Source organism: Pseudaminobacter soli (ex Li et al. 2025), from assembly GCF_003012705.1.
GTDB classification, from domain to species: domain Bacteria; phylum Pseudomonadota; class Alphaproteobacteria; order Rhizobiales; family Rhizobiaceae; genus Pseudaminobacter; species Pseudaminobacter soli.
The window spans coordinates 95,880-117,446 of record NZ_PXYL01000006.1 but is presented as its reverse complement, the minus strand read 5'-3'; the positions used below and the strand labels follow the sequence as shown (position 1 = coordinate 117,446).

The 21,567-nt window shown below is 62.5% G+C and carries 20 protein-coding genes; 6 read left to right on the top strand and 14 right to left on the bottom strand.

Features of this window, described 5'->3' with window-relative positions; translation table 11 throughout:
* Nucleotide 1: 1 nt before the first annotated feature.
* The 6 genes from C7I85_RS13840 to C7I85_RS13815 form a co-directional block, all read right to left on the bottom strand.
* Nucleotides 2-1,234: an efflux RND transporter periplasmic adaptor subunit gene (locus tag C7I85_RS13840; protein WP_428832860.1), complete on the bottom strand. Its 1,233-nt coding sequence runs from the start codon at nucleotides 1,232-1,234 to the stop codon at nucleotides 2-4.
* Between the two features lie 438 nt (nucleotides 1,235-1,672).
* Nucleotides 1,673-2,434 carry an SDR family NAD(P)-dependent oxidoreductase gene (locus tag C7I85_RS13835; RefSeq protein ID WP_106724583.1) on the bottom strand — a complete coding sequence of 254 codons (762 nt, stop codon included), beginning with the start codon at nucleotides 2,432-2,434 and terminating at the stop codon, nucleotides 1,673-1,675.
* Nucleotides 2,435-2,477: 43 nt separating this feature from the next.
* The gene (locus C7I85_RS13830) at nucleotides 2,478-3,311 is read right to left on the bottom strand and encodes an ABC transporter permease (protein ID WP_106724582.1); all 834 of its coding nucleotides are present in this window, start codon (nucleotides 3,309-3,311) and stop codon (nucleotides 2,478-2,480) included.
* A gap of 17 nt (nucleotides 3,312-3,328) precedes the next feature.
* Complete coding sequence (locus tag C7I85_RS13825; RefSeq protein ID WP_106724581.1) at nucleotides 3,329-4,210, bottom strand: ABC transporter permease; 882 nt, start codon at nucleotides 4,208-4,210, stop codon at nucleotides 3,329-3,331.
* A 20-nt stretch (nucleotides 4,211-4,230) separates the two neighbouring features.
* On the bottom strand, nucleotides 4,231-5,400 hold the full coding sequence (locus C7I85_RS13820; protein WP_210203043.1) for a polyamine ABC transporter substrate-binding protein: 1,170 nt from the start codon (nucleotides 5,398-5,400) through the stop codon (nucleotides 4,231-4,233).
* 42 nt (nucleotides 5,401-5,442) lie between these two features.
* The gene (locus C7I85_RS13815) at nucleotides 5,443-6,564 is read right to left on the bottom strand and encodes an ABC transporter ATP-binding protein (protein ID WP_245444936.1); all 1,122 of its coding nucleotides are present in this window, start codon (nucleotides 6,562-6,564) and stop codon (nucleotides 5,443-5,445) included.
* Between the two features lie 201 nt (nucleotides 6,565-6,765).
* Here C7I85_RS13815 and C7I85_RS13810 point away from each other — a divergent pair, with 201 nt between their 5' ends.
* On the top strand, nucleotides 6,766-7,605 hold the full coding sequence (locus C7I85_RS13810) for a helix-turn-helix transcriptional regulator (protein WP_106724579.1): 840 nt from the start codon (nucleotides 6,766-6,768) through the stop codon (nucleotides 7,603-7,605).
* A 117-nt stretch (nucleotides 7,606-7,722) separates the two neighbouring features.
* Here the strand turns inward: C7I85_RS13810 and C7I85_RS13805 are convergent, their stop codons facing one another.
* From C7I85_RS13805 to C7I85_RS13790, 4 genes are all read right to left on the bottom strand, one after another.
* Nucleotides 7,723-8,169: a pyridoxamine 5'-phosphate oxidase family protein gene (locus C7I85_RS13805; protein WP_106724578.1), complete on the bottom strand. Its 447-nt coding sequence runs from the start codon at nucleotides 8,167-8,169 to the stop codon at nucleotides 7,723-7,725.
* 16 nt (nucleotides 8,170-8,185) lie between these two features.
* Entirely contained in the window at nucleotides 8,186-8,836 is a 651-nt protein-coding gene (locus C7I85_RS13800; protein ID WP_106724577.1) for a phosphoribosyltransferase, read from the bottom strand.
* A gap of 108 nt (nucleotides 8,837-8,944) precedes the next feature.
* Nucleotides 8,945-9,388, bottom strand: coding sequence for a DUF3775 domain-containing protein (locus tag C7I85_RS13795; RefSeq protein ID WP_106724576.1), 444 nt, complete (start codon nucleotides 9,386-9,388; stop codon nucleotides 8,945-8,947).
* 224 nt (nucleotides 9,389-9,612) lie between these two features.
* Nucleotides 9,613-10,713 (bottom strand): FAD-dependent oxidoreductase, encoded by a 1,101-nt coding sequence (locus tag C7I85_RS13790; protein ID WP_245444935.1) that lies wholly within the window; start codon nucleotides 10,711-10,713, stop codon nucleotides 9,613-9,615.
* A gap of 330 nt (nucleotides 10,714-11,043) precedes the next feature.
* Here C7I85_RS13790 and C7I85_RS13785 point away from each other — a divergent pair, with 330 nt between their 5' ends.
* Nucleotides 11,044-11,253 carry a hypothetical protein gene (locus C7I85_RS13785; RefSeq protein WP_106724574.1) on the top strand — a complete coding sequence of 70 codons (210 nt, stop codon included), beginning with the start codon at nucleotides 11,044-11,046 and terminating at the stop codon, nucleotides 11,251-11,253.
* A 114-nt stretch (nucleotides 11,254-11,367) separates the two neighbouring features.
* On the opposite strand, the gene C7I85_RS13780 is transcribed toward C7I85_RS13785, so the two are convergent.
* The gene (locus tag C7I85_RS13780; RefSeq protein ID WP_106724573.1) at nucleotides 11,368-11,631 is read right to left on the bottom strand and encodes a PepSY domain-containing protein; all 264 of its coding nucleotides are present in this window, start codon (nucleotides 11,629-11,631) and stop codon (nucleotides 11,368-11,370) included.
* A gap of 140 nt (nucleotides 11,632-11,771) precedes the next feature.
* Between C7I85_RS13780 and C7I85_RS13775 the strand changes: the two genes are divergently transcribed.
* On the top strand, nucleotides 11,772-12,140 hold the full coding sequence (locus C7I85_RS13775) for a DUF930 domain-containing protein (protein ID WP_106724761.1): 369 nt from the start codon (nucleotides 11,772-11,774) through the stop codon (nucleotides 12,138-12,140).
* A 57-nt stretch (nucleotides 12,141-12,197) separates the two neighbouring features.
* Here C7I85_RS13775 and C7I85_RS13770 read toward each other — a convergent pair whose 3' ends face one another.
* Together C7I85_RS13770 and C7I85_RS13765 are read right to left on the bottom strand one after the other, a co-directional pair.
* Nucleotides 12,198-13,790: a trimethylamine methyltransferase family protein gene (locus tag C7I85_RS13770; RefSeq protein ID WP_245444934.1), complete on the bottom strand. Its 1,593-nt coding sequence runs from the start codon at nucleotides 13,788-13,790 to the stop codon at nucleotides 12,198-12,200.
* 207 nt (nucleotides 13,791-13,997) lie between these two features.
* A complete protein-coding gene (locus C7I85_RS13765) occupies nucleotides 13,998-15,491 on the bottom strand; it encodes a PLP-dependent aminotransferase family protein (RefSeq protein ID WP_106724571.1) in 1,494 nt (497 codons plus the stop codon).
* A gap of 261 nt (nucleotides 15,492-15,752) precedes the next feature.
* On the opposite strand from C7I85_RS13765, the gene pgi reads away from it, so the two are divergent.
* From pgi to C7I85_RS13750, 3 genes are read left to right on the top strand one after another with little or no spacing between them, the layout of a single operon-like run.
* Nucleotides 15,753-17,399, top strand: coding sequence for a glucose-6-phosphate isomerase (gene pgi / locus C7I85_RS13760; RefSeq protein ID WP_106724570.1), 1,647 nt, complete (start codon nucleotides 15,753-15,755; stop codon nucleotides 17,397-17,399).
* Nucleotides 17,400-17,405: 6 nt separating this feature from the next.
* Entirely contained in the window at nucleotides 17,406-18,113 is a 708-nt protein-coding gene (locus tag C7I85_RS13755; protein ID WP_106724569.1) for an HAD family hydrolase, read from the top strand.
* Between the two features lie 37 nt (nucleotides 18,114-18,150).
* Nucleotides 18,151-18,942 (top strand): glutamate racemase, encoded by a 792-nt coding sequence (locus C7I85_RS13750; RefSeq protein WP_106724568.1) that lies wholly within the window; start codon nucleotides 18,151-18,153, stop codon nucleotides 18,940-18,942.
* A 40-nt stretch (nucleotides 18,943-18,982) separates the two neighbouring features.
* Here C7I85_RS13750 and C7I85_RS13745 read toward each other — a convergent pair whose 3' ends face one another.
* Nucleotides 18,983-21,085, bottom strand: a complete 2,103-nt coding sequence (locus C7I85_RS13745) for a long-chain-fatty-acid--CoA ligase (protein ID WP_106724567.1) — start codon at nucleotides 21,083-21,085, stop codon at nucleotides 18,983-18,985.
* Between the last annotated feature and the right edge of the window lie 482 nt (nucleotides 21,086-21,567).

Here is a 21,567-nt window from a genome sequence, read left to right as displayed (position 1 = left end):
CTCACTTCCCCGCTGGCTCGGCCGGCTGGGCGGGCGCGGCTTCAGCAATCGGCTGCGGCACCACCACCTGACCGGGGCGGACGCGCTGCAATCCATCGGTGATGACGGTATCGCCGGCCTTCAGGCCAGACTGGATAACCACGTCGCTGCCGACGGTCTGGCCCTGTGTGACCGAGCGCTGCACGACCTTGTTGCCCTCGCCCACTGTCAGCACATAGTTGCCGCTCTGATCGGTCAGCACGGCCTTCTGCGGGACCAGTAGCGCCTCCACCGGGTTCTTGCTCTGGGCAAGGATGCGGACGAACTGACCGTCCAGCAACGTGTCCTTGGGATTGGGGAATTTGGCGCGGACCGTCAGAGTATCCGTATTGGGATCGACCTTGACCCCGGTATATTCGATGACGCCAACTTCCGGATAAACCATGTTGTTGGACAGGGTGAGGTGCACGGCGATGCCGCCCGTGGTCGCGCTCGCCCGGTCGCCGGCCGTGAATTCAAGAATGACCCTGTCGCTGACCGGAAAGGTCACATAGATCGGGTCCTGGCTGACGATGGTCGCAAGCGGCCCGGCGCTGGGGCCGACCAGCGCGCCGACGCTGAAATTGGCCGCGCTCACACGGCCGTCGAAGGGCGCGCGGATCTCGGTATAGCTGAGGTTGATTTTTGCCTGCTCGAGCGAGGCCTTGGCCTGCTGCACCACAGCAAGCCCCTGCTTTTCGGCAGCGACGCTGTTGTCGAGCGCCGCCTGCGTTCCGGTCTTCTGCTGAAACAGCGTCCTGGCTCGGTCCGTCTGAAGCTTCAGATTGTCGGCGTCGGCCTGTGCCTTTGCGAGATTGGCCTGGGCCGAATCCACCGAAGCCTGAAAAGTATCCTTCTCGAGGACGAAAAGCAGGTCGCCGGCCTTGACCGCCTGGCCTTCGGTATAGGCGCGCTTGTTGAGAAAGGCGTCCACCCGGGCGATCAGGTTGACGTGGTCGATGGCCTCGACGCGACCGACGAAGGAGAGGCCTGGATTGGTCGGATGCTCGGCAACCTCGATGACGCCGACCGGCGTGGGAGGAGGCGTGGCTGCCTTGCTTTGGTCCTCGCTCTGCCTGTTGCAGGATGCCAGGATCGGGACGAGCATAAACGCCAATAGGAAAGCTAAGATCCGGGATATGCCACCTGCGCCTGCGCTGCCCTTTTTGGCATGCCACTTGTCATGCGTGTCCCTCCCCCAGGCTGTGGGGTGAATGGGTGGATGGCGGCTGTTCTTGCGAAAGATGACCATGGGGCGTCTCCCGTGCACGGCCCAAGAGCCGTTGAAACGGTACGAACATGTCCATGGTCGGCCTAGGGAGGCTTCGGTCCCGGATCGGCACTATTGAACGGACGACCCGTTGTCATCTGAAGTCCCTGGATTTCCCCTGCCAAGTCGGCGTCAAAAATCCCGTTTCAACCAAAATCGGGGCGCGAGGGCCTGAAATCGCTTCGCCGGACCGGCATGCCGTGCCGCTCTGCGCGCAGGAAAAACTGTATTCCTCTCAGGTAACTAGGAGGGAGACCCGCCTTGTCAAACGTCGCGCCGTGTCGTCGTCGGGCACTCGCATGTCGAATGAATTCGGGGCCGTGAACCTCCAGAGCAACTGAAGGTTCCGGCCCCGCGCTTCGCAAGCCAGCGCTCACTGCGTGTTCAGGCGATGCTCTCGCCGCCGTCGATCACCAGCGCATGTCCGGTCATGAAGGCCGAGTGGTCGCAGGCCAGATAGAGGATCGACTCCGCGATCTCCTCCACGGTCGCCCAGCGGCCGAGCGGAATGGTCTTCTCCACGTAACGCTCGAGCGCTTCGCGGCCGCCCATCTGGGCCATGTAGGGCTCGTTGAAGGGGGTATCGACGAAGCCGGGGCACAGCGCGTTGACGCGGATGTTGTCCTTGCCGTAGTCGAGCGCCATCTGCTTGGTCATCATGATGGTCGCCGCCTTCGAGGTTATGTAGGCCAGCATGCCTGTGTCCAGGAACACGCCGGAATTGGACGCGGTGTTGATGATGACGCCGCCGCCCTGGGCGCGCATATGGGGCACCGCCAGCTTGGCCGCGAAGAAATGTGCGCGGGTGTTGAGCCGATAGGAAATGTCCATGCCGTCCGGGCTGACTTCCTCCAGCGTGCCGTTGATCTGGACGCCCGCGTGGTTGTGCAGGATGTCGATGCGGCCGTGCCGCTCGATGGCGAAGTCGATCATCTTCTTGAGGTCGTCGTCCACCGACACGTCGACCCGCAGGAAGTCGGCCCGGCCGCCGGCCGCGCGGATTTCTTCAGCCGCCGCTTCGCCCGCCACCTCGTCGCGATCCGTGACGACGACGATTGCCCCTTCCCTGCCAAGGCGCTTTGCGCCGGCGCGTCCGATCCCCGAGGCCGCGCCGGTGATCACCGCGACCCGATCTTTCAGCAACATTGTCGATTGTCTCCCTGCGTGAGGTATCGTGTCGTATTTTTCGTCAAGCCGCTTCGGCAGCATTGCCCTGCCGTTTGTCGCGGAGCAGGACCTGCACCGTGAACAGCAGGATCAGCGACACGCCGAGGATCATCGTGCCGATGGCGTTGATCTCCGGCGTGACGCCGCGCCTGATCGACGAAAAGACGAAGATGGGCAGCGTGGTGTTGGGCCCGGCGACGAAGAAGGCGATGATGAAGTCGTCGAAACTGAAGGTGAAGCTCAACAAGAAGCCCGCGGCGATTGCCGGCAGAAGCTGCGGCAACGTGATCGTGCGGAAAGTGTTGAACGGCGTCGAATAGAGATCGGCCGAAGCCTCCACCAGCGAATGATCCATGCCGACCAGGCGCGAGCGCACCACCAGGATGACCAGCGACAGGGTGTAGAGCGTGTGGGCGGCGATGATCGAACCGTAGCCCAGACCGGCGCGCGGCGCGCTGCCCCACGCGGCCGGCCACAGCGAGGCCATCAGGCTGTTGACAGCGTCAAACACACTGGCGAGCGCCACCAGCGTCGCAATGCCGATGACCACGCCCGGCACCATGATGGCGACATAGATCAGGCTGTCGAACACCGCGCGCAGCTTTCCCCGAAGCCGCTCGAGCGCAAGCGCTGCGGTGGTGCCCAGGATCACCGACAGCACTGCCGTGACGCTCGCCACGATCAGGCTGTTGACCAGCGCCTTGGTGACGAAGGGGTTGGCCAGGGCGCGGCCGTACCAGGCGAAGCTGAAACCCTGGAAATCCGCCGCGTAGCGCCCCGAATTGAAGCTGAACGCCACGATCACGGCGATCGGCATATAGAGGAAGAAATAGACCAGCCAGGCGTAGATGCGCATCCTGCTTTTCCTTCAAGTCACGGCAAGGAGCGGGATTTGCCGGCGCTCGCCGCCATGGTGAGGCGGACATAGAGCGTGATCAGTACGAGCATGACGATCACCAGCGTCAGCGACATTGCCGCCCCGAGAGGCCAGTTGCGCGACTGCAGGAAGAGATCGACCAGCGCATTGCCGATGAAGAAGATCTTGCCGCCGCCCAAAAGCGAGGGGATGAGGAACTCGCCCATCAAGAGGATGAAGACCAGCAGCGAGCCGGTTACCACGCCCGGCAGCGAGAGCGGCAACGTCACCGTCAGGAAGCTGCGCAAAGGCGAGCTGCCCAGATCGGCCGCCGCGTCGAGCAGGCGCTTGTCCAGCTTCTCGAGGCTGACGAAGATCGGCAGCACCATCAGCGGCATGTAGGCATAGACGATGCCCAGCAGCACCGCAAAGGGCGTGTTGATCATCTGGATTTCGGGAAAGCCGATTGCAGCCAAAAGCGCGGGCAGCCCCTTGCCGCTCAGGATGAACATCCAGGCATAGGTGCGCACCAGAAGGCTGGTCCAGAACGGCAGAACGACCAGCACGAGTAGCCCGTATCGCCAGCGCGGCGACACTTTTACGGCCAAAAAATAGGCCAGCGGATAGGCGACCAGCACGGAGATCAGCGTGCCCGCCGGCGCCAGCATGATGGTGTTCTTGAAGGCGGCCAGCCTGGAGCCCAGGCTGGCATATTGCTTGAGGGTGAGAGCGGCCTGATAGCCGCCCACCGGTCCGCGCTCGCCCAGGCTGAAGACGATGATCACCAGCATGGGCAGGATGAGGAGCACGAAGAACCAGAGGGCCGTGGGCGCCAGGAGCAGCGCCGTGACGACGGACTTTCGCCTGCCTTCGTTTGATGTCGCGAGAGCGGCTGTCATCGCCACGGCCTTCCAGTTCCTTACGCCGACTTGAAGCGCGCGATGATCTCGGCGCGGTTCGGGTCAGTCAGCGTCACCGCCGCGCCGAATTCCAGAGCCGACAGAAGCTCGGCCGCCGGGTTGAGGATCGGATCGTTCACCACCTCTGCCGGCTGCAGCGCAACCGCCCGCTTGTCGGTCAGCGGATAGCCCGCCACCTCGGCTTCACGGACCTGGATGGCCGGATCGAGCAGGAAGTTGAGGAAGGCGTAAGCCGCCTCACGATGCGGCGCATCCTTGGGGATGACGAAGAAGTCGGTCCAGATCTCGCCGCCTTCGGCACCCAGCACGTAAAGCATGTTCGGGTCGTCGCGGTTGAGCTGCTTGGCGTCGCCCACCCAGCACAGCGACATCCAGGCATCGCCATTGCGCAGCGGCGGCTGGTAGTCGCTGGTGATGCCGAACAGATGCGGCTTGGCCTTCATCAAGAGTTCCTCGGCCTTGGCCAGCTCGGTGGTATCCACCGAGTTGAACGAATAGCCGTAATATTTCAGCGCCATGCCGATGGCGGTGAGCTGGTAGTCGTGGACGATGGCGCGACCGGTGTAGTCGGTCATCGCGCGATCCCAGAATTCCTTCCAGGTCGCGATCTTCGGGTCGACACGGGCGGTGTTGAGGATGAAGCCGGTGGTGCCCCAGTGCTTCGGAATGGCGTAGACGACGCCGTCGACCATGCCTTCATTGGCAAAGCGCTGGGCCTGCGAAGCCGCGTCGTAATTGGACAGCTTGGCCAGTTCGAGCGGCTCGATGAAGCCCAGCTGCTGATAGGTCGAGATGGTGTAGTTGGTGGCGACGAACATGCTCCAGCCGGCGCTGCCCGCCTGAAGCTTGGCCAGCATCTCCTCGTTGGAACCGAAGACGTTGACGTCGACGGCGACGCCGGTCTTGTCGGTGAATTCCTGCAGAACGTCAGGGTTGTGGTAGTTCGGCCAGGTCGCGATCGACAGCTGGTTGCCCAGATCCCCCTCGGCATAGGCCGGCCGGGTGAACAGGCCGGGCATCGCGCCGCCCAGCGCCATCGTCGCCGCGCCGAGCCCGGTCACGCCCAGGAAATGGCGGCGGGAAATCGATCCGCGCTCATAGCTTTTCAGCAAGTCCATGAACTTCTTGCGCGGGAATACGCCTGCGCGAGCATCCTCATAATCGGCCATTGTCTTCCTCCCTGTGTTTTCCGAATCCGGTGAAAAATCCCCTCAGGACACCGCCAGCACGTCCGCCGATCTCCAGCCGAAGGCGACCGCATCGCCTTTCTCGAAGGAACTGGCGCTTCCATCCGCCTGCCGGGAGCGGCGAGCCAGCACGTTCCCAAGGACAGGATGATGGATTCGATATTCGGTGAGGTCGCCGAGGAAGATCCTGTTGACGATCCGGCCCTCCAGCCGGATGTCGAGGTCCTGGCCCAGCGTCTGCGTCGATGGCACGACGGCCACGATCTCCGGCCGAACCGACAGCGTGACGGCCTGGCCGGCCGCGAGCGGTGCTGCCTGATTGGTGCGCTGCCCGCTCAGGCGACCGATACCGTCCATCACGATGCTGGCGGTTGTGCCATCTGCTGCTGTCGCGGTGCCGGCGATGAGGTTGGACTTGCCGACGAAGCCGGCGACGAATGCGTCCGCCGGGCGGTCGTAAAGCTCCTGCGCCGAGCCCTTCTGAACGATGCGCCCTTTGTTCATCAGGCAGACCACGTCGCTCATCGACATGGCCTCTTCCTGGTCATGCGTGACGAGCACAAAAGTGATGCCGAGTTCGCGCTGCAGGCTCTGGAGCTCGTGCTGCATGTCCTCGCGCAGCTTGCGGTCGAGCGCGGCGAGCGGCTCGTCCAGCAACAGCACATTGGGCCGGTTGACGAGCGCGCGCGCCAGTGCCACGCGCTGCTGCTGCCCACCCGACATCTGGAAGATACGGCGGTCGCCGAAACCCGGCAGCTGCACCAGCTCGAGAGCCTCGCCGACGCGGCGCGCGATTTCCGCATTATCGAGCCGCGGCCGCTGGTTGCGAAGGCCATAGGCGATGTTCTGGGCGACCGTCATATGCGGGAACAGCGCATAGTGCTGGAACACCATGTTCACCGCGCGACGGTAGGGCGGCACGTCGGTGACCGACTGGCCACGAATAAGGATGTCACCGCTGGTGGGCTGCTCGAAACCCGCAATCAGCCTTAGCGAGGTGGTCTTGCCGCTGCCGGACGGGCCGAGGATCGACAAAAAGGTGCCGGCCTCGACGACCAGATCGAACTTCTCGACTGCGGCGACCCCGCCATAATGCTTCGATGCCGATCGAAACTCGATATCCGGCACTGATCCGTGATCGGACACTCTGCTCCCCCGAATTACGGCCTGGGCGCTTGCGCGATCCCCCGCCGGTATATGCCTCTCGATCGGTATCTGATACAGAAACCCCTCAAGCCGAGCATATCCCTCTATTTGACAAAACTCTACATATAATGCTTGTTTATGGGATATTTCCCAATTGGGATAATCCAGAATGCATATTACTTTTGAGATAGGAACCAGTGCATGGTGAGCGGAGCAAAGGCGGGCGGCGCTTCAGCCAGCAGTCCCCTTTCCCAGCCGCAATGGTATGCGCAGCTTGGCGACCTGGTTTCGCAGGTGGGCGAGCCAGGCTTCCCCGATGTCCTCACCGCCACACTGCGGTATCTGACCGAGTTCGATTATACGGTCACCTTCGCCTATTACGGCCCCGATGTGCCGCTGTGCCTGCACCACACCTTTCCGCCTGAGCAGTATGCCATCCACGTCACCGAATACGAGGTCGGGCCCTATTTTCTGGACCCGCTCTACAAGGCGTCCATCGACGGAATGAAATCCGGCATCTTTCGCCTGGGCGAAGTTGCACCCGACCAGTTCTACAAAAGCGAATATTACCGCTCCTACTATGTGCAGACCGGGCCGGTGGACGAGGTCGCGATGTTCATCCCCGGCAATGAAAGCTGGACGATCGTGACATCGCTGATGCGCCGGAACAGCCAGCCGGCCTTCTCGGCGCGCGAACTGCGCACGCTCCGCTGCGTCGAGCCGCTGCTGGGAAAAATCGCCAAGGCGCATTGGCGAACCGACCCAAGGCTCAAGGCGGCGAAACCCGTGCAAGACGAGAAGGAAGTGCTGCGGCGTACCGTGCAGGACGCGCTGGCGCGCCTTGGCATGCCGGCGCTGACGGCCAGGGAGACGGAAGTGGTCGGCCTCGTGCTGCAGGGGCACTCGTCGGAGTCGATCTCCAACATTCTGGGCATTTCCGCAGGCACGGTTCGCATCCACCGCAAGAACGTCTACGCCAAGATGCGCATTTCCTCGCAGCGCGAGCTGTTTTCCATCTTCATGCAGTCGCCGGGGAGCTAGAGCATTTTGCAGCCAAGCGGAATCGCTTGGCGTCGCACAAATGCGGCTAAAACAACAAGATAGAGCGGATCGAGGGCATCCGTCAGGATGACCGCCACTCTAGATTTCAGCGCGCCGTCACTCCTTGGCCTCGCGGCCCGACATCTGTTCCACGAGGATGCGGAAGAAGATGTGCGGCGAATGGCCAGACAGCTGCTGCTCGTACGGCTTGAAGGCGCCCGGCTCCCACCAGTCGTAATGCTTGCTCAGCACCGACCAGGCGTGTTCGCGAACGACCTTGTGTCCGATCTCGTCCGGCAGTTCCTCGTAGCGGCCTTCGGCCACCACGCTTTTCCATGCCTTTCCCTTGCCAGGCTGCTCCACGAAAACGGAAACGCGCGGATTGCCCCTCATCCATTCGATCTTCTTGCCGGGCATCGAGAAGGCATAAACGTGCCCGTCGGAATAGGCGTAGTGGATCGGAACGACGTAAGGCTGATCGTCCTTGGTACAAGCCAGGAAGGCAACCCGATTGCCGGCAAGCAACTCCGTGCATTCGAAACCCGACAATGTGCGGATATGCATCGCGATCCTCCTCGTTCTATCCGGTGTCCTGCGGCCTGAACTTCCTCAAGAGATCGACGACCTCTTGGTCCGTGAGCTGGGGAAAGTGCAGGTAGTGATATGCAAGCGCCAGGAAGTGCGCCGGCTGACTTATGCAGACCACCCGATCGGCTTCCCGGCTGAGTTCCATGACGGTTTCGGGCGGCGCCACCGGCAGGGCGGCGATCGTTTCGAGCGTCGAGCGCCGGTTCATGGAACGAAGCGCCACCTTCATCGTCGCTCCCGTAGCAGCGCCATCATCGACCACAATGGCCGTCTTGCCCGCGACGGGTAGCGGTTCTCTACCCTCGCGATAGACCAGCCGGCGCCGCTCCAGCTCAGGCCGCTCGCGGTCGATCAGCACGCGCAACTGGTCGTCGTCCAGGCCGTATCCTTCCACAATGTCGCGGTTGAGCACGATATCGGGCGGGTTGCCGTCGACGATTGCCCCGACTGCCAGTTCCGGGTTGTCTGGTGCCCCTATCTTGCGCACGATGACGACATCGAGCGGAGCATTCAGCTCCAGCGCGATTTCAGCCCCGACCGGAACACCACCACGCGGCAACGCCAGCACGATTGCATCGGCCAAGCCGAGCTTCGCCAACTCGCCTGCCAGTCTTCGCCCCGCGTCCTGTCGATTGCGGAACATGGCACCACTCCGCCGAGTAAATCAGCAGCTCAAATTCTATCAACTCTTCTTCAAGCCATCACGCATTGATGTGGATCAAAGAGACGCAAAAACCGCCCGAATGAAGTCTCACAAATGCCCGCTCTCGTAGTCGGTGCAGGACAGGCCGATCATGTCGAGACCGTCCCCCAGGTAATCCGCGAGCAAGGGCTCGCCGCACAAATACTCGGCCGTATGCTCGTTATGGGCCTCGGTCGCCTGCCGGCGCACCTCATCCCAGTCCTTCGCCTCGTAGTCGTCACGGCCGAGCCACATCAGCGTCACGAGGTCGATCTGTTCGTCGATGGAAAGATCCGAGATGAATGAGAGCAACTCTTCCTGCACGGGATCGTCCCGATGGTCCTCCAGAACCCCGACGTTCTCGTCGTCCGTCGGGTTGGAGCCCGGATCCGGTTCGGACACGTCCTCCTTGGCGTCGAATTCCCGCGCCTTCATGATGATGAAGCAGACCGTTTTGAGCGGGACACTCAAGTCCGGGCCCTCTTCTTCGTCGACTCCGATTCCGCGTTTCATGCCCGGATGGCCTTTCCGCAATGCAGGAATTCGCGCCCGCGCCCAGCTTGCCGCCTCGTCCGACGCACGCGTTGCGGGTTCAGTCCGGCGAGCGGGCGGGAGCGGCGCGCGGGAAGCGTTTCAATTTAATAAGCGTTGGCCATAGTAAACGTTCCCGACCCACAGGAAGCGCAGGGTGCGGAGCTGCCAGGCCACTTTCGCGGAAAAAAATTCCAGCCGTCGCTTTATTCCTTGAGCCCTGCAATGCGCTCGACAAAGGGGCGCTGCAGCGCAGGAAAGCGGCCGATGATCGAGAATGCGAAGTTCCTGAAGGCTTGTGCGGTCGGGCTGGTCGCCTGGGCCGTCCGCAAGATCCGTTCGCTGAGCACGATCCAGCGTCGCCCGATCGGCCAGCGCTCCCCGGTGTAGCCGGCCAACGTGCCGTCGAAGAAGCGGCGGGCAAAAGACGTGGCGTCCTCGATGCCGAGATTCATGCCGCGTGCGCCCACTGGCGAATGCGCGTGGGCGGCGTCGCCGCCCAGAAAGACGCGGTTCGTCTGATAGCGCTTTGCCTGCCGCGCCGGAATGTGGAAACGATCGGTCCGCAAGACCTCTGTCACCCGATAGTTGCCAGGGATGCGCCGCAGGGCGTCGTCAGTATTCGAGACCGCGCGGAAGCGCCCCTCTTCGATGGGGATGATGAACCCCAAGTCGCCGTTCCGATGAAGAAAGGCCTGGCCTGAAAGCGGCTCATAGGGCCAGTCGGAAATCTCCGCGTCGGCAATGCTCCATTGCCGCTTATGCGTGTAACCCTGAAATTCGATGGCCAAAGACTTTCGCACGGCGCTGTCGATGCCATCGGCGCCGTACACCCAATCGAAGCGCGCCTTTTCCTCGCCATTGGGCGTCGCAATTGTTACCTCGACCCCGTCGGCGTTTTCCTCGAGGCCGGCAAGCGACGACTGCCACTCCACCTCGACCCCAAGTTCGGCCAGCCTACCGACCATGATCGCTTCCGTATCCCGCTGCGGCAGTGAAAGCAGGAAATTGAAGCGATGCGAGAGAGCCGAGATGTAAACCACGCCCAGTTCGCGGTCTTCCGTGCTGAAATGCACGTGGCGTATCCTGAGGCCTGCCGCCAAGAGGCGCTCCGAAACACCCGACGGCTCAAGGAGATCGAGGCTGTGCGGGCTGATGCCGACCGCCTTGCTAAGCGGGGTGGGCGCCTCCTTCCGATCGATTATGCGGGGAATAATGCCTCGCCGCGCCAGTTCCACCGCGGCAGTGAGGCCGGTTGGCCCGGCCCCGACGATCAGGATTTTTGCATCCGTTTGTTGCTGTGCCACCTGTTCCATCCCGGTTCACGGCATGCGCGCCAGATAACGCAGCCGGCTCAATGTCGATCCAGTGCGTCAGTCACCGCCGGGCCCGGAAGCGGGAAATGAGCCGCCCCGACCATAGCAGAAAAGATGCCGGCCTATATTTTCGCCGCCGCCAAATGACCTGCATTCAACAAAGACGTGGTAGATGCCATCAACGTTCATTTGATTATATCAAGAGCAAGTCAGCATAGACGCTGAGCACCAAAATGTGCATTATCGGTTTATCGGTAGTTTTGCTTGAAATTGCCGGTGTCGGGGGTCTCTGAGTACCGCAACCCAATAGGGGAGGATGGGATGTCTTCCGACAGTCGCAGGCAATATCTGACACCTTCTGACATGACGATGATCGAGCAAGTGCTCGCCGAGGCCGGTCTCCGCAAGGAGGTCCCGTCCGCCCTAAGTCGCAATGCGGCAAGATTCCTTACACGTAAATTTCAGGACGGGCTGATCGATCGCGCGGCCCTGGCCTCGGAACTCAGGCGTCATCTGTCAACGCTGTCATAGTGTCATCGAAAGACTGTTCGAAAGACCCGCCACGGCCCGACCCGTGGCGGGTCTTTTGATTCCGGGGCACCGTTTGCCATGAGGAAGCGGAAGCTACTCTCGCGGAAGAATGCCCTACCGCGGCTCGCCGGTCTTGGGATCGATCTTGATCTCCACCTTGGCCTTGTCCGTCGTGTAATAGGTGATGTCGTAATAGCCGTCCTGCTCCCAGCTGATCTCGCTCAGGTAACGGAACTGCGGCCGCTTCTCGACCTTGGCAATGATCTCGGAAAGCTTGATGGCATTCTCCGCGGGGACTCCGGGCGAAGTCTGTGCTTGCGCGTGGCCGGCCATCATGAGCGCCACGACGATCGATCCGACAATTTGGCGGCGGGCCATGGGGGTTCCTCTCCATAATCTGCAATGAATTAGAACGGGCCATCGTTCCTTTTGTTCCGCCGGTGGACAACCCTAGGTCGGGTTGATTTGCCGGCGCGAATATGGTGCATCATGCCGCCATGAGGAAATTCTGGTTCGCGATGGCGGCTCTGCTGGTTGGCGCTGTACCGGCCTGGGCGCTCGATGCGCGTCTCAAGGCCGGCCTTTTGAAACTCGACCCCGACACGCGCCTGGAACAGCGTTGCGACGCCGAAGCGCTCGCTCGCATCGCGCGCGACAAAAATCCCTACAAGCCCGATCGCGTGGTCGCCTACGCCATCAAGACGCCGATCCTCCAGGGCGACACCATACAGAGCCCGGGCGCGGCCTTTCGCGCCAAGGGAGAATGGTATCGCCTCTCCTACGATTGCCGCACGGCCGACGACCGCATGCATGTGCTGTCGTTCAGCTACCGTATCGGCGACAGGATCGCCGAAGCCGACTGGCCGAAATACAATCTCTGGCGCTGACTACGACGCCGAAAGATGAGCGGCCGGGGACCGACCGCTCGCCAGGGTTCCCTACCCTCAGCCGCCCATGCCGCTGCGCGGCAACAGGATGTTCTCGAAGCGCGCGCGCAGCTTGTCGTCGAGGGCGCGCGGCACATGGCGCGGGAAACTCTCGGCCAAGATCTTCTGCTTTGCGGCGATCGCGCGGGTGACGATGTCGGGCCGGCCCTTCTCGTTCCACTCCTTGGGGCTGAAGCGGTCGCCGATAACCGGGTAGAAATACTCCGTCTGCATCAGCTTCAGTGTCTGCTCGTTGCCGAGATAGTGGCCGGGGCCATTGAGGCAGACCTCGGCGATCGTGTCGATCGACAGCGCCTCGTCGGTGACCTCGATGCCGCGCACGCAACGCTGGCAGTGGCCCAGCATGTCGTTGTCGATGATCAGGCTTTCCAGGCAGAAGCCGAGCAGCGAGGCATGCATGCCGGCAGATTCATAGACGAGGTTGAGGCCCGACAGGCCGGCCATGACATTGGTGATGCCCTTTTCGTAGCCGGACTGGATATCGGGCAGCTTCGAGTCGGCCATGCCGGCAGCCGAACCGCCGGGCAAATCGTAGAACTGCGCCATCTGTGAGCAGGCCGCCGTCAGCAGCGCCTGTTCGGCCGAGCCGCCCGACATGGCGCCGGTGCGCAGATCGGACACGAAGGGCCAAGTGCCGAAGATGGCCGGATGGCCGGGCTTCAGCGCATTGACATAGACCAGGCCCGCCAGCACCTCGGCCACCGCCTGCACCACTGCGCCTGCGATCGCCGCGGGCGCCGTCGCGCCGGCCTGGCCGGCCGACAGCAGCAGGATCGGAATGCCGCCTTCGACGCAGGCCTCCATCACCCCGCAGGCGTCCTCGGCGAATTTCATCGGCGGCACGACGAAGCAGTTGGAATTGGAGACGAACGGCCGGGCGCGGAATTTCTCCTCGCCGCCGGCGATCGCATAGAGCATCTCCAGTGCGGGCGCCACGTTCTCGCGCACGGTGAACGACGTGCCGACATGCTTGGAGGTACCCATCACGCAGGCATAGAGCGTGTTGAAGTCCATATCGAGCGGATCGGGAATGTCGCGCGGCACCATCGGCCGCTGGAAGAAATGGATGTTGTCCATCTGATCCACGATGCGGGCGGCATCGTAGATGTCCTGCAGCTGTGACTCCCGATATTCGCGCTTTTCTACATCGACGACATGCACCGCAGCACCCGCGGTGCCGTAGTGCACGCGCGTGCCCTGGATCACCATGTCGTGCTTGGGGTCTTGTCCATAGAGCGTGAAGTTGCGGGCGGCGTTCTTGATGGTCGACAGAACCAGCTCGCGCGGGAAGCGGATGCGGCCATCCGCGCCATGGGTCGCGCCAACCCTGGTCAGCGCCTCGATGCAACTTGGGATGGCATTGGCAAAGCCGACGGTTTCAAGAAGGACCAGGACCGCCTCATGGATCCGCTCCAGATCGTTCTGGCCCAACGGCTTGTACCTGCCGCCCTCGAGGCCGGGCCGGATCGGCCGAATATCGTCGGCCAAAGGCGCCGAACGCAGCGCACGGCGCGCCTCGCGCCCCCCGGAACGGCGAGAGCCTTGCTCTGCTGCCGCAACCATACGCTCATCCAAGGCAGTCGTAGACATGCCAAAAACCTCCACATTCTCGTCGGCATCCCATGCCGGATGTCCCTCCGGTCACGTTGCCCATTCCCCAATGGTGGCGACTATGCGCGTCCATTAGGCCTCGCGAATGGGCCACGATTTTCCGTAAGATGGTCCAGAAAGACGAACGAAAACGGCCGGGCAAATGCCCGGCCGTCACCATGTTTTCGAGAATTTTCGAGGCCCGGATCAGGCCGCGGCAGGGCGCCGGCCGGCGGCCGTCGCAAGTTCGCGAATGCCCGGCTCGATGTGCTGCAGCGCGATCGAGGAGAAGCCGAGCCGCATGAAGCGCGAGGGCTTGTCCGAGCGGTCGAAGAAGCGATCGCCCGGCTCGATGAGTACGCTGCGCGAGGCGGCAGCCTCGGCCAGCCCACGCGAATCCGTGCCGCGCGGTCCTTCCAGCCAAAGCGAGGTGCCGCCTGCGGCATCCGTCGGGCGCCAGTCGGGCAGGAAGGCGTCGATGGCCTGGACCAGCCGCTTGCGGCGCTCGTCGAACGCTGACGACAGGCGGCGCACCAGCGCCTCGTGATGGCCGAGCGACAGGAACAGCGCCACGGCGCGCTGGTTGTTTGACGGCGGGTGGCGCAGCATGAAACGGCGCAGCGCGCGCAACTCGGCAATCAGGTCGGCCGAGGCGACGATGTAGCCAAGGCGCAAGCCCGGCGCGAGCGTCTTCGACATCGAGCCGACATAGATGACGCGACCCGAGCGATCGACGCTCTTCAGTGCCTGCTGCGGCGCCTCGTCGAGCAGCTGGCTGTCATAGCCGTCCTCGATGATGATCTGGTTGTTGCGGCTGGCGCGGGCCAGAAGATCCTGCCGACGCTCGGCGCTCAGTGGCACCATGGTCGGGCAGTGATGGCTCGGCGTCACGAACACAAAGCCCGCATCCGAAGGAATTGCCGAGGTCACGATGCCCTCCGAGTCCACCGGCGTGGGGTGCAGCTCGGCGCCGGCCAGCCGGAAGATGCTGCGCGCATCCGGGTAGCCGGGATCTTCCATGGCCACCTTGGTGCCCTTGGTCATCAGTAGCGTCGCCAGCATATACAGCGCATTCTGCGCACCGAGCGTGACGATGATCTCGTCGGGATTGGCGAAGATGCCACGCCGCGGCAAAAGCCGCGCCTGGATCTGCTCGATCAGCAGCGGGTCATCGCGGTCGACCATGTCGGCCGCCCAGTTGCGGATTTCCAGCACGGCCAGCGCCATGCGGTTGCACTCGCGCCATTCCGCCGTCGGGAACAGCGCCGGGTCGAACTGGCCATAGACGAAGGGGTAGGAAGACTTGATCCAGTTGTCGAGCTTGGCCGCGCGCGGCATGTCGCTCGCGGCAATCTGCCGACGCGCCTTCCAGTCGATTTCGCTCGCCTGGTCGGCGGACTTCTGCTGCGGCTTGGCCGGCGTCGCCAGCACCTCAGGGTTGACGAAGTGGCCGCGCCGCTCGCGCGCCACCAGAAAGCCCTGATCGACGAGTTGCTGGAAGGCAAGCACCACGGTGCCACGCGCCACGCCGAGCTTCTCGGCCAGGATGCGGCAGGAGGGCAGCGGCATGGAAGCGGCGATCTGACGGTCGAGAATGGCCGCGACGATGGCCTGACGGATTTGTGCCTGAAGCGTCTGGCCCGATTCCGCAGAAATCCTGAACAGTCCCGACCAGATGGCCGAATCGTTTCTCTGTGGCATGAGCATTTCCTCGGGCAGGCGCTATATTTTTGTCTTCTTTGGACCAGTCGAGCGTATCCGTGGGCCAAAGGGTTGCGCCAATGAATTTTTCTAATCGCTAGGATTTATGCCAGTGATCTATGCTCGCATGACCCAAGCTCACAAAATCGAATTCCACAACATCAAATCGATTGAAATTTTCCAAGGCACAAGCCTGTCACACTCTCTCCATGTTACCTTAGCTCTGCTAAGCTCGCCCGCCTGAAGGCCGAAAACTGGAGAATGGCAGTGACCGAAGCCCCTTTTCATGCCGCACTGACGGCGCTTCGCGAAGACCGGGAAGAAACCCCGACCAATATGCGCGAGGCCTTCAAGGCCGACCCGCAGCGTTTTGCCAAGTTCTCGCTCACCGATGGCGACCTGTTGTTCGACTGGTCGAAATGCGCCGTCACCACCACGACCATGCACCTGCTTGAAAAGCTGGCGCTGGTGGCCAAGCTGCCGGAGCGGCGCGAGGCGATGTTTTCGGGTCAGAAGATCAACATCACCGAAGACCGCGCCGTGCTGCACACCGCGCTGCGGGCCGGGCCCGACGCCAAGGTGATGGTGGACGGCAAGGACGTGATGCCCGAGGTTCGCGCAGTGCTCGCCGCCATGGGTGCATTCTCGGATGCGATCCGCTCGGGCACGGCTACCGGCGCGACCGGAAAACGCATCACCGATGTCGTCAACATCGGCATCGGCGGCTCCGACCTCGGACCCGTCATGGCGACGCTGGCGCTGGCGCCCTATCACGACGGACCGCGCTCGCATTTCGTCTCCAACATCGATGGCGCGCATATCCACGATACGCTGAAGGACCTTTCGCCCGAGACGACGCTTTTCATCGTCGCCTCGAAGACCTTCACCACGGTCGAGACCATGACCAATGCCGAGACCGCCCGCAAATGGGTGGAGCAGGCGCTCGGCAGGGAGGCAGTGGGCAAGCATTTTGCAGCCGTTTCGACCGCGCTCGACAAGGTCGCCGCCTTCGGCATCGCGCCGGACCGCGTCTTCGGCTTCTGGGATTGGGTGGGCGGCCGCTATTCGCTGTGGTCGGCGATCGGCCTGCCGATCATGATCGCAGTCGGGCCGCAGCACTTTGCCGAATTCCTCGCCGGCGCCCATGAGATGGACCAGCATTTTGCCAGTGCGCCGCTGCTCAAGAACATTCCCGTGGTGATGGGGCTGGTCGGCTACTATCACCGCGTCGTCTGCGGCTATCCGGCCCGCGCCGTCATTCCCTACGACCAGCGCCTGGCGCGGCTGCCGGCCTATCTGCAGCAGCTCGACATGGAATCGAACGGCAAGCAGGTGACGCTTGGCGGCCAGAAGGCCGCAACGCCCACCGGCCCGCTCGTCTGGGGCGAGCCCGGCACCAACGGCCAGCACGCCTTCTTCCAGCTGCTGCACCAGGGCACCGACATCATTCCCGTCGAGTTCCTGGCTGCAGCCGAGGGCCACGAGCCGGAGCTGAAGCACCACCACGATCTGCTGCTGGCCAACTGCCTTGCGCAATCCGAGGCGCTGATGAAGGGCCGGACGCTGGAAGAGGCACGACGGCAGATGTTGACCAAGGGCATGCCGCTCGAAGAAGTCGACCGCATCGCGCCGCACCGCGTATTCCCCGGCAACCGCCCGTCGATCACCATCCTCTACCGCTTGCTCGACCCGCGCACGCTCGGCCGGGTGATCGCCCTCTACGAGCACCGCGTGTTCGTCGAGGGCACGCTCTACAACATCAATTCCTTCGACCAGTGGGGCGTCGAGCTGGGTAAGGAGCTGGCCACTGCCCTGTTGCCTGTCGTTGAGGGAACGGAAGATGCCGCCCGCAGCGACGCCTCGACCGCCGGTTTGGTGCGCCATATCCATCAGCTCAGAGGGGAGTAAACGGATTTGCGTGGCATAAAGGCAATCCTGTTCGACAAGGACGGGACACTGGTGGATTTTCAGAAAACCTGGTTCGCCATCGGCGACGTGATGGCGCTGACGGCGGCGGGCGGTGACCGCGAAAAGGCGAATACGCTGCTGGAATTGGCTGGCTATGACTTTGCCAATCATCGCTTCAAGGCAGACTCCGTCTTTGCGGCGGGCACCAATGCCGAGATCGTCGAGCTGTGGTATCCGGAGGCCGACGAGACCGAGCGCCAGACGATCACGGCCGGCTTCAACACCATCACCGCCGAGGAAGGCGCGGCCGCGTCGGTGGCGCTGCCCGGCAGCAAGGACGCTGTCACCGCCCTGCATGGCCAGGGCTTCCGGCTCGGCGTTGCCACCAACGACTCCACCAGTGGCGCCGAAAAGACGCTTCTGGCGCTGGGCATCGCGCAGATGTTCGACGCTGCCTATGGCTATGATGCGGTCGCAAACCCCAAGCCGGCGCCCGACGCCATCCACGCCTTTGCCGACCTCACCGGGTTGAAAACCTCGGAGATAGCCATGGTGGGCGACAACCGCCACGACCTCGAAATGGCGCGTGCCGGCGGCGCGGGTCTGGTGGTGGGCGTCCTCTCCGGCACGGGTACGCGCGAGACGCTGGCGCCGATGGCCGACGTGATTTTGGACTCGGTGGCCGACCTGCCGGAATTTCTTGGTGCGGCCTGACCGGTCCATGCGGCGACTGCCGAGACGGGAGGGCTGATTGGAACTTCGTCGCCCCGTCGCCGTCTTCGATGCAGGCATCGGAAGCTATGCGATCGTTGCCGAAATACAGAAGGCGTTTCCGCGACAGGACATACTTTATCTGGCGGACCGGGCCAGCTTTCCCTACGGGAGTAAAAGTCGAGCCGAGTTGCTCTCCATCATGCGCAGGACAATCGCGTTCCTCAGCACTTATGATCCTTGCGCGATAGTGGTCGCTTCCAATGCCCCATCGATCATGGTGCTGGACGAACTGCGCGAAGACGCTGCCATTCCGTTGTTCGGCGTCTTTCCTCCGCTGCAGAAAGCACTTGCTCTATCCCGCACCGGTCAGGTTGGCATCATGGGGGTGCAGTCCCTGGTGGAAAGCCCGATGTTGCGCGAGTTCGTCGGAAAACATCAGTGCGACCCGGCCAATGTCGCTTTGATCAATGCATCTTCCATGGTCGATCTGGTGGAGGATGGTTCCTTTCTCTTCGATCCGATCGGAACGCAGGACCGCGTCACCCAATTCATGTCGGACCTCGCCCGCGAGTATCCGCTCATCGACGTGTTCACACTGTCCAGTACGCATCTGCCGTGGCTGAACGATTTCTTCAGCGCGACTCAGCCCAACGGCATCTTCCTCGACCCTGCAAAGGACATCGTCTCCGGCTTGGCTACCGGTCACGAGGGAAGCGGGATCGTTCGCGGCCTGGCGACCGAAACTCCCCGCTTCGATCTGAAATCGCTCCAGGCAATGTTGAACGCGATCGGCGTCGACATTCCGCTTGAGACGGTGACCATAGGCTAGAAACGAACGGCCCACTGACGCGGGCCGCCCAGCGCAGGCGTCACCCCCGCAGCTCACGCCTCAGAATCTTGCCGACATTGGTTTTCGGCAGCTCGGTGCGGAATTCGATCTGGCGCGGGCGCTTGTAGCCGGTGAGGTTCTCGCGGCAGAAGGACATGATGTCCTCGGCCGTCAGGCTGGGATCCTTGCGCACGATGAACAGCTTGGGCACCTCGCCCGAACGCTCGTCCGGCACGCCGACGGCTGCGACCTCGAGCACACCCGGATGCTGGGCAACGACGTCCTCGAGCTCGTTTGGATAGACGTTGAAGCCCGAAACCAGGATCATGTCCTTCTTGCGGTCGACGATCTTGGTGTAGCCGGCCTCGTTCATGAAACCCATGTCACCGGTCTTGAAGAAGCCGTCCGAGGTCATCGCCTTTGCCGTTTCGTCCGGGCGGTTCCAGTAGCCGGCCATGACCTGGGGGCCGCGAATGCAGATTTCGCCGACCTCGCCGAGCGGAACTTCCTTGCCATCCTCGTCGCGGATCGAAATCTCCGTCGAGGGGATCGGCAGGCCGATGGTGCCGGAAAACTCTTCCGCGTCGAAGCGGTTGGCGGTCGCAACCGGCGATGTCTCCGACAGGCCGTAGCCTTCCGAGATGGTGATGCCCGTCAGCTTCTTCCAGCGCTCGGCCACGGCGCGCTGCACGGCCATGCCGCCGCCGAAGGTCAAGAGCAGCGGCTTGAAGTCGAGCTTGCGGAAATCCTCATTGTTGAGCAGCGCGTTGAACAGCGTGTTGAGGCCCGGGAAGATATTGATCGGATACTTTCCCAGCTCCTTGACGAAGCCAGGTATGTCGCGCGGATTGGGGATCAGGATGTTATGCCCGCCCTGCTGCATGCCCATCAGCGCGTTCACCGTCAGCGCATAGATATGGTAGAGCGGCAGCGCGCATACGAAGGTCAGCGCCTCCGGGCGCGGCTTCTTCACGAAGGCCGTTTCCATCCACAGCATGTTCTGCGCGACATTGGCCAGCACGTTGCGGTGCAACAGGATCGCGCCCTTCGATACGCCCGTCGTGCCGCCGGTATATTGCAGGAAGGCGATGTCGTCGCCGTCGACGCGCGCCGGCTTGAAGGTGCGCGCAGCACCCTCCTTCAGCGCCACCGGAAACTTGACGTGTCCGGGCAGCGACCAGGCCGGCACCATCTTCTTGACGCGGCGCACCACCAGATTGACCAGCAAGCCTTTCAGGCCAAGCATATCGCCCATCGACGCGACGATGACATGCTTGACCGGCGTCTTGGAGACGATCGCCTGCAAGGTCGTCGCAAAATTCTCGAGGATGACGATGGCCTCCGCCCCGGAATCCCGAAGCTGGTGCTCGAGTTCGCGCGGTGTGTAGAGCGGGTTGACGTTCACCACCGTGTAGCCGGCCCGCAGCACGCCGAGCAGCGCGACCGGATATTGCAGCACGTTGGGCATCATCAGCGCCACGCGGGCGCCCTGCGGCAGCCCCTTCGACTGGAGATAGGCGCCGAATGCCGCCGAATGCCGCTCCAGCTCGGCGAAGGTGACGGTCTTGCCCATGCAGGTGAAGGCTGGGCGGGTGGCGTATTTCTTGGAAGACGCGACCAGAAGATCGCCGATCGACTTGAACTCGAGCGGCTCGATTTCGGCCGGCACATTGTCGGGGTAGCTTGTCAGCCACGGCCGCGCTTCACACGCCGAGGCGGCCCCATCGGGCTTGCTGGTAGCGGACTCTTTGGCAGGCTCTGCCACGGCGTTCACCTTTTCTGCGGTTTTCGATTTTTTGGCGGCAGGCTTTGCGGTTGAGCTCGAGTTGGCAGCCTTGGCCCTGCCCGTTTCCGCTGCCTTTGTCGGCTTGCTCGGTTTCACGGCGCTCTTTGCAGGCTTGGCCGGTGCCTCGGGCTTCTTTGCGGCTTCGGCGACCTTGGCCCGTTGTGCTTTCACTGCAGGCTTGGGCGTGGCGGCCTTTGCGGCGGCAGCCTTGGCCTTGGCTGGCGCAGCATTCGAAGAGGCGTCCTTCTTCGCGGGTGCGGATCTTGCGTGCTTGGCTGTAGACGGTGTGGTTGCGGCTTTTGTTGCCGCATGCCCATTAGCCTGCGCCTTGGTCGCTTTGCTGGTGGCCTTGGCCATACACGCCTCCCTCGCTGATGCCTGCTCTTGGTCTTTTCCGGTTGCCCGCACTCGCCTGGCGGCTCGATGCCCGCGTCTCGCTCCTCAGTCTCCTCCCCGCGATACTTCGAGCAAAAAACCGCCTCGACTTCAGTGTATTGTCACAAGGCTCAGAGGTGCAAGTCTTGCCCCAACGTCAACCCCTCCTGACCTCGGCAAGACATGAAGCAAAGCCGGCTTTGAACATGAGACCTTCCGCTACGTCCGGTGGCTTTGACGGACAGGACGGCGAGACGCGAAGTCACGCAGTTTTGTCGTTTCCACGCGATCTATTTCGAAAACGCCCCATGAATCGCAATAATATGACTCCAATGGTGTAGAACAATGAAATTTTGTTCTACTGGTACAATGACTATCAAACAGGAGTTCCAAAGCCGAAAAAACGATGCTTATATGCGGGCTCGAAGCCTGTTAGAGGGGCTTGGATTCATGACAGGGAGTGT

Bases quoted from the DNA above. Each gene is read 5' to 3' on its own strand.
- C7I85_RS13745 (WP_106724567.1), bottom strand. From the start codon at position 21,085: ATGGCCAAGGCCACCAGCAAAGCGACCAAGGCGCAGGCTAATGGGCAT.
- C7I85_RS13770 (WP_245444934.1), bottom strand. From the start codon at position 13,790: ATGTCTACGACTGCCTTGGATGAGCGTATGGTTGCGGCAGCAGAGCAA.
- C7I85_RS13765 (WP_106724571.1), bottom strand. From the start codon at position 15,491: ATGCCACAGAGAAACGATTCGGCCATCTGGTCGGGACTGTTCAGGATT.
- C7I85_RS13805 (WP_106724578.1), bottom strand. From the start codon at position 8,169: ATGCATATCCGCACATTGTCGGGTTTCGAATGCACGGAGTTGCTTGCC.
- C7I85_RS13820 (WP_210203043.1), bottom strand. From the start codon at position 5,400: ATGGCCGATTATGAGGATGCTCGCGCAGGCGTATTCCCGCGCAAGAAG.
- C7I85_RS13835 (WP_106724583.1), bottom strand. From the start codon at position 2,434: ATGTTGCTGAAAGATCGGGTCGCGGTGATCACCGGCGCGGCCTCGGGG.
- C7I85_RS13775 (WP_106724761.1), top strand. From the start codon at position 11,772: ATGGCGGCTCTGCTGGTTGGCGCTGTACCGGCCTGGGCGCTCGATGCG.
- C7I85_RS13800 (WP_106724577.1), bottom strand. From the start codon at position 8,836: ATGTTCCGCAATCGACAGGACGCGGGGCGAAGACTGGCAGGCGAGTTG.
- C7I85_RS13780 (WP_106724573.1), bottom strand. From the start codon at position 11,631: ATGGCCCGCCGCCAAATTGTCGGATCGATCGTCGTGGCGCTCATGATG.
- C7I85_RS13810 (WP_106724579.1), top strand. From the start codon at position 6,766: ATGGTGAGCGGAGCAAAGGCGGGCGGCGCTTCAGCCAGCAGTCCCCTT.
- C7I85_RS13825 (WP_106724581.1), bottom strand. From the start codon at position 4,210: ATGACAGCCGCTCTCGCGACATCAAACGAAGGCAGGCGAAAGTCCGTC.
- pgi (WP_106724570.1), top strand. From the start codon at position 15,753: ATGGCAGTGACCGAAGCCCCTTTTCATGCCGCACTGACGGCGCTTCGC.
- C7I85_RS13795 (WP_106724576.1), bottom strand. From the start codon at position 9,388: ATGAAACGCGGAATCGGAGTCGACGAAGAAGAGGGCCCGGACTTGAGT.
- C7I85_RS13830 (WP_106724582.1), bottom strand. From the start codon at position 3,311: ATGCGCATCTACGCCTGGCTGGTCTATTTCTTCCTCTATATGCCGATC.
- C7I85_RS13785 (WP_106724574.1), top strand. From the start codon at position 11,044: ATGTCTTCCGACAGTCGCAGGCAATATCTGACACCTTCTGACATGACG.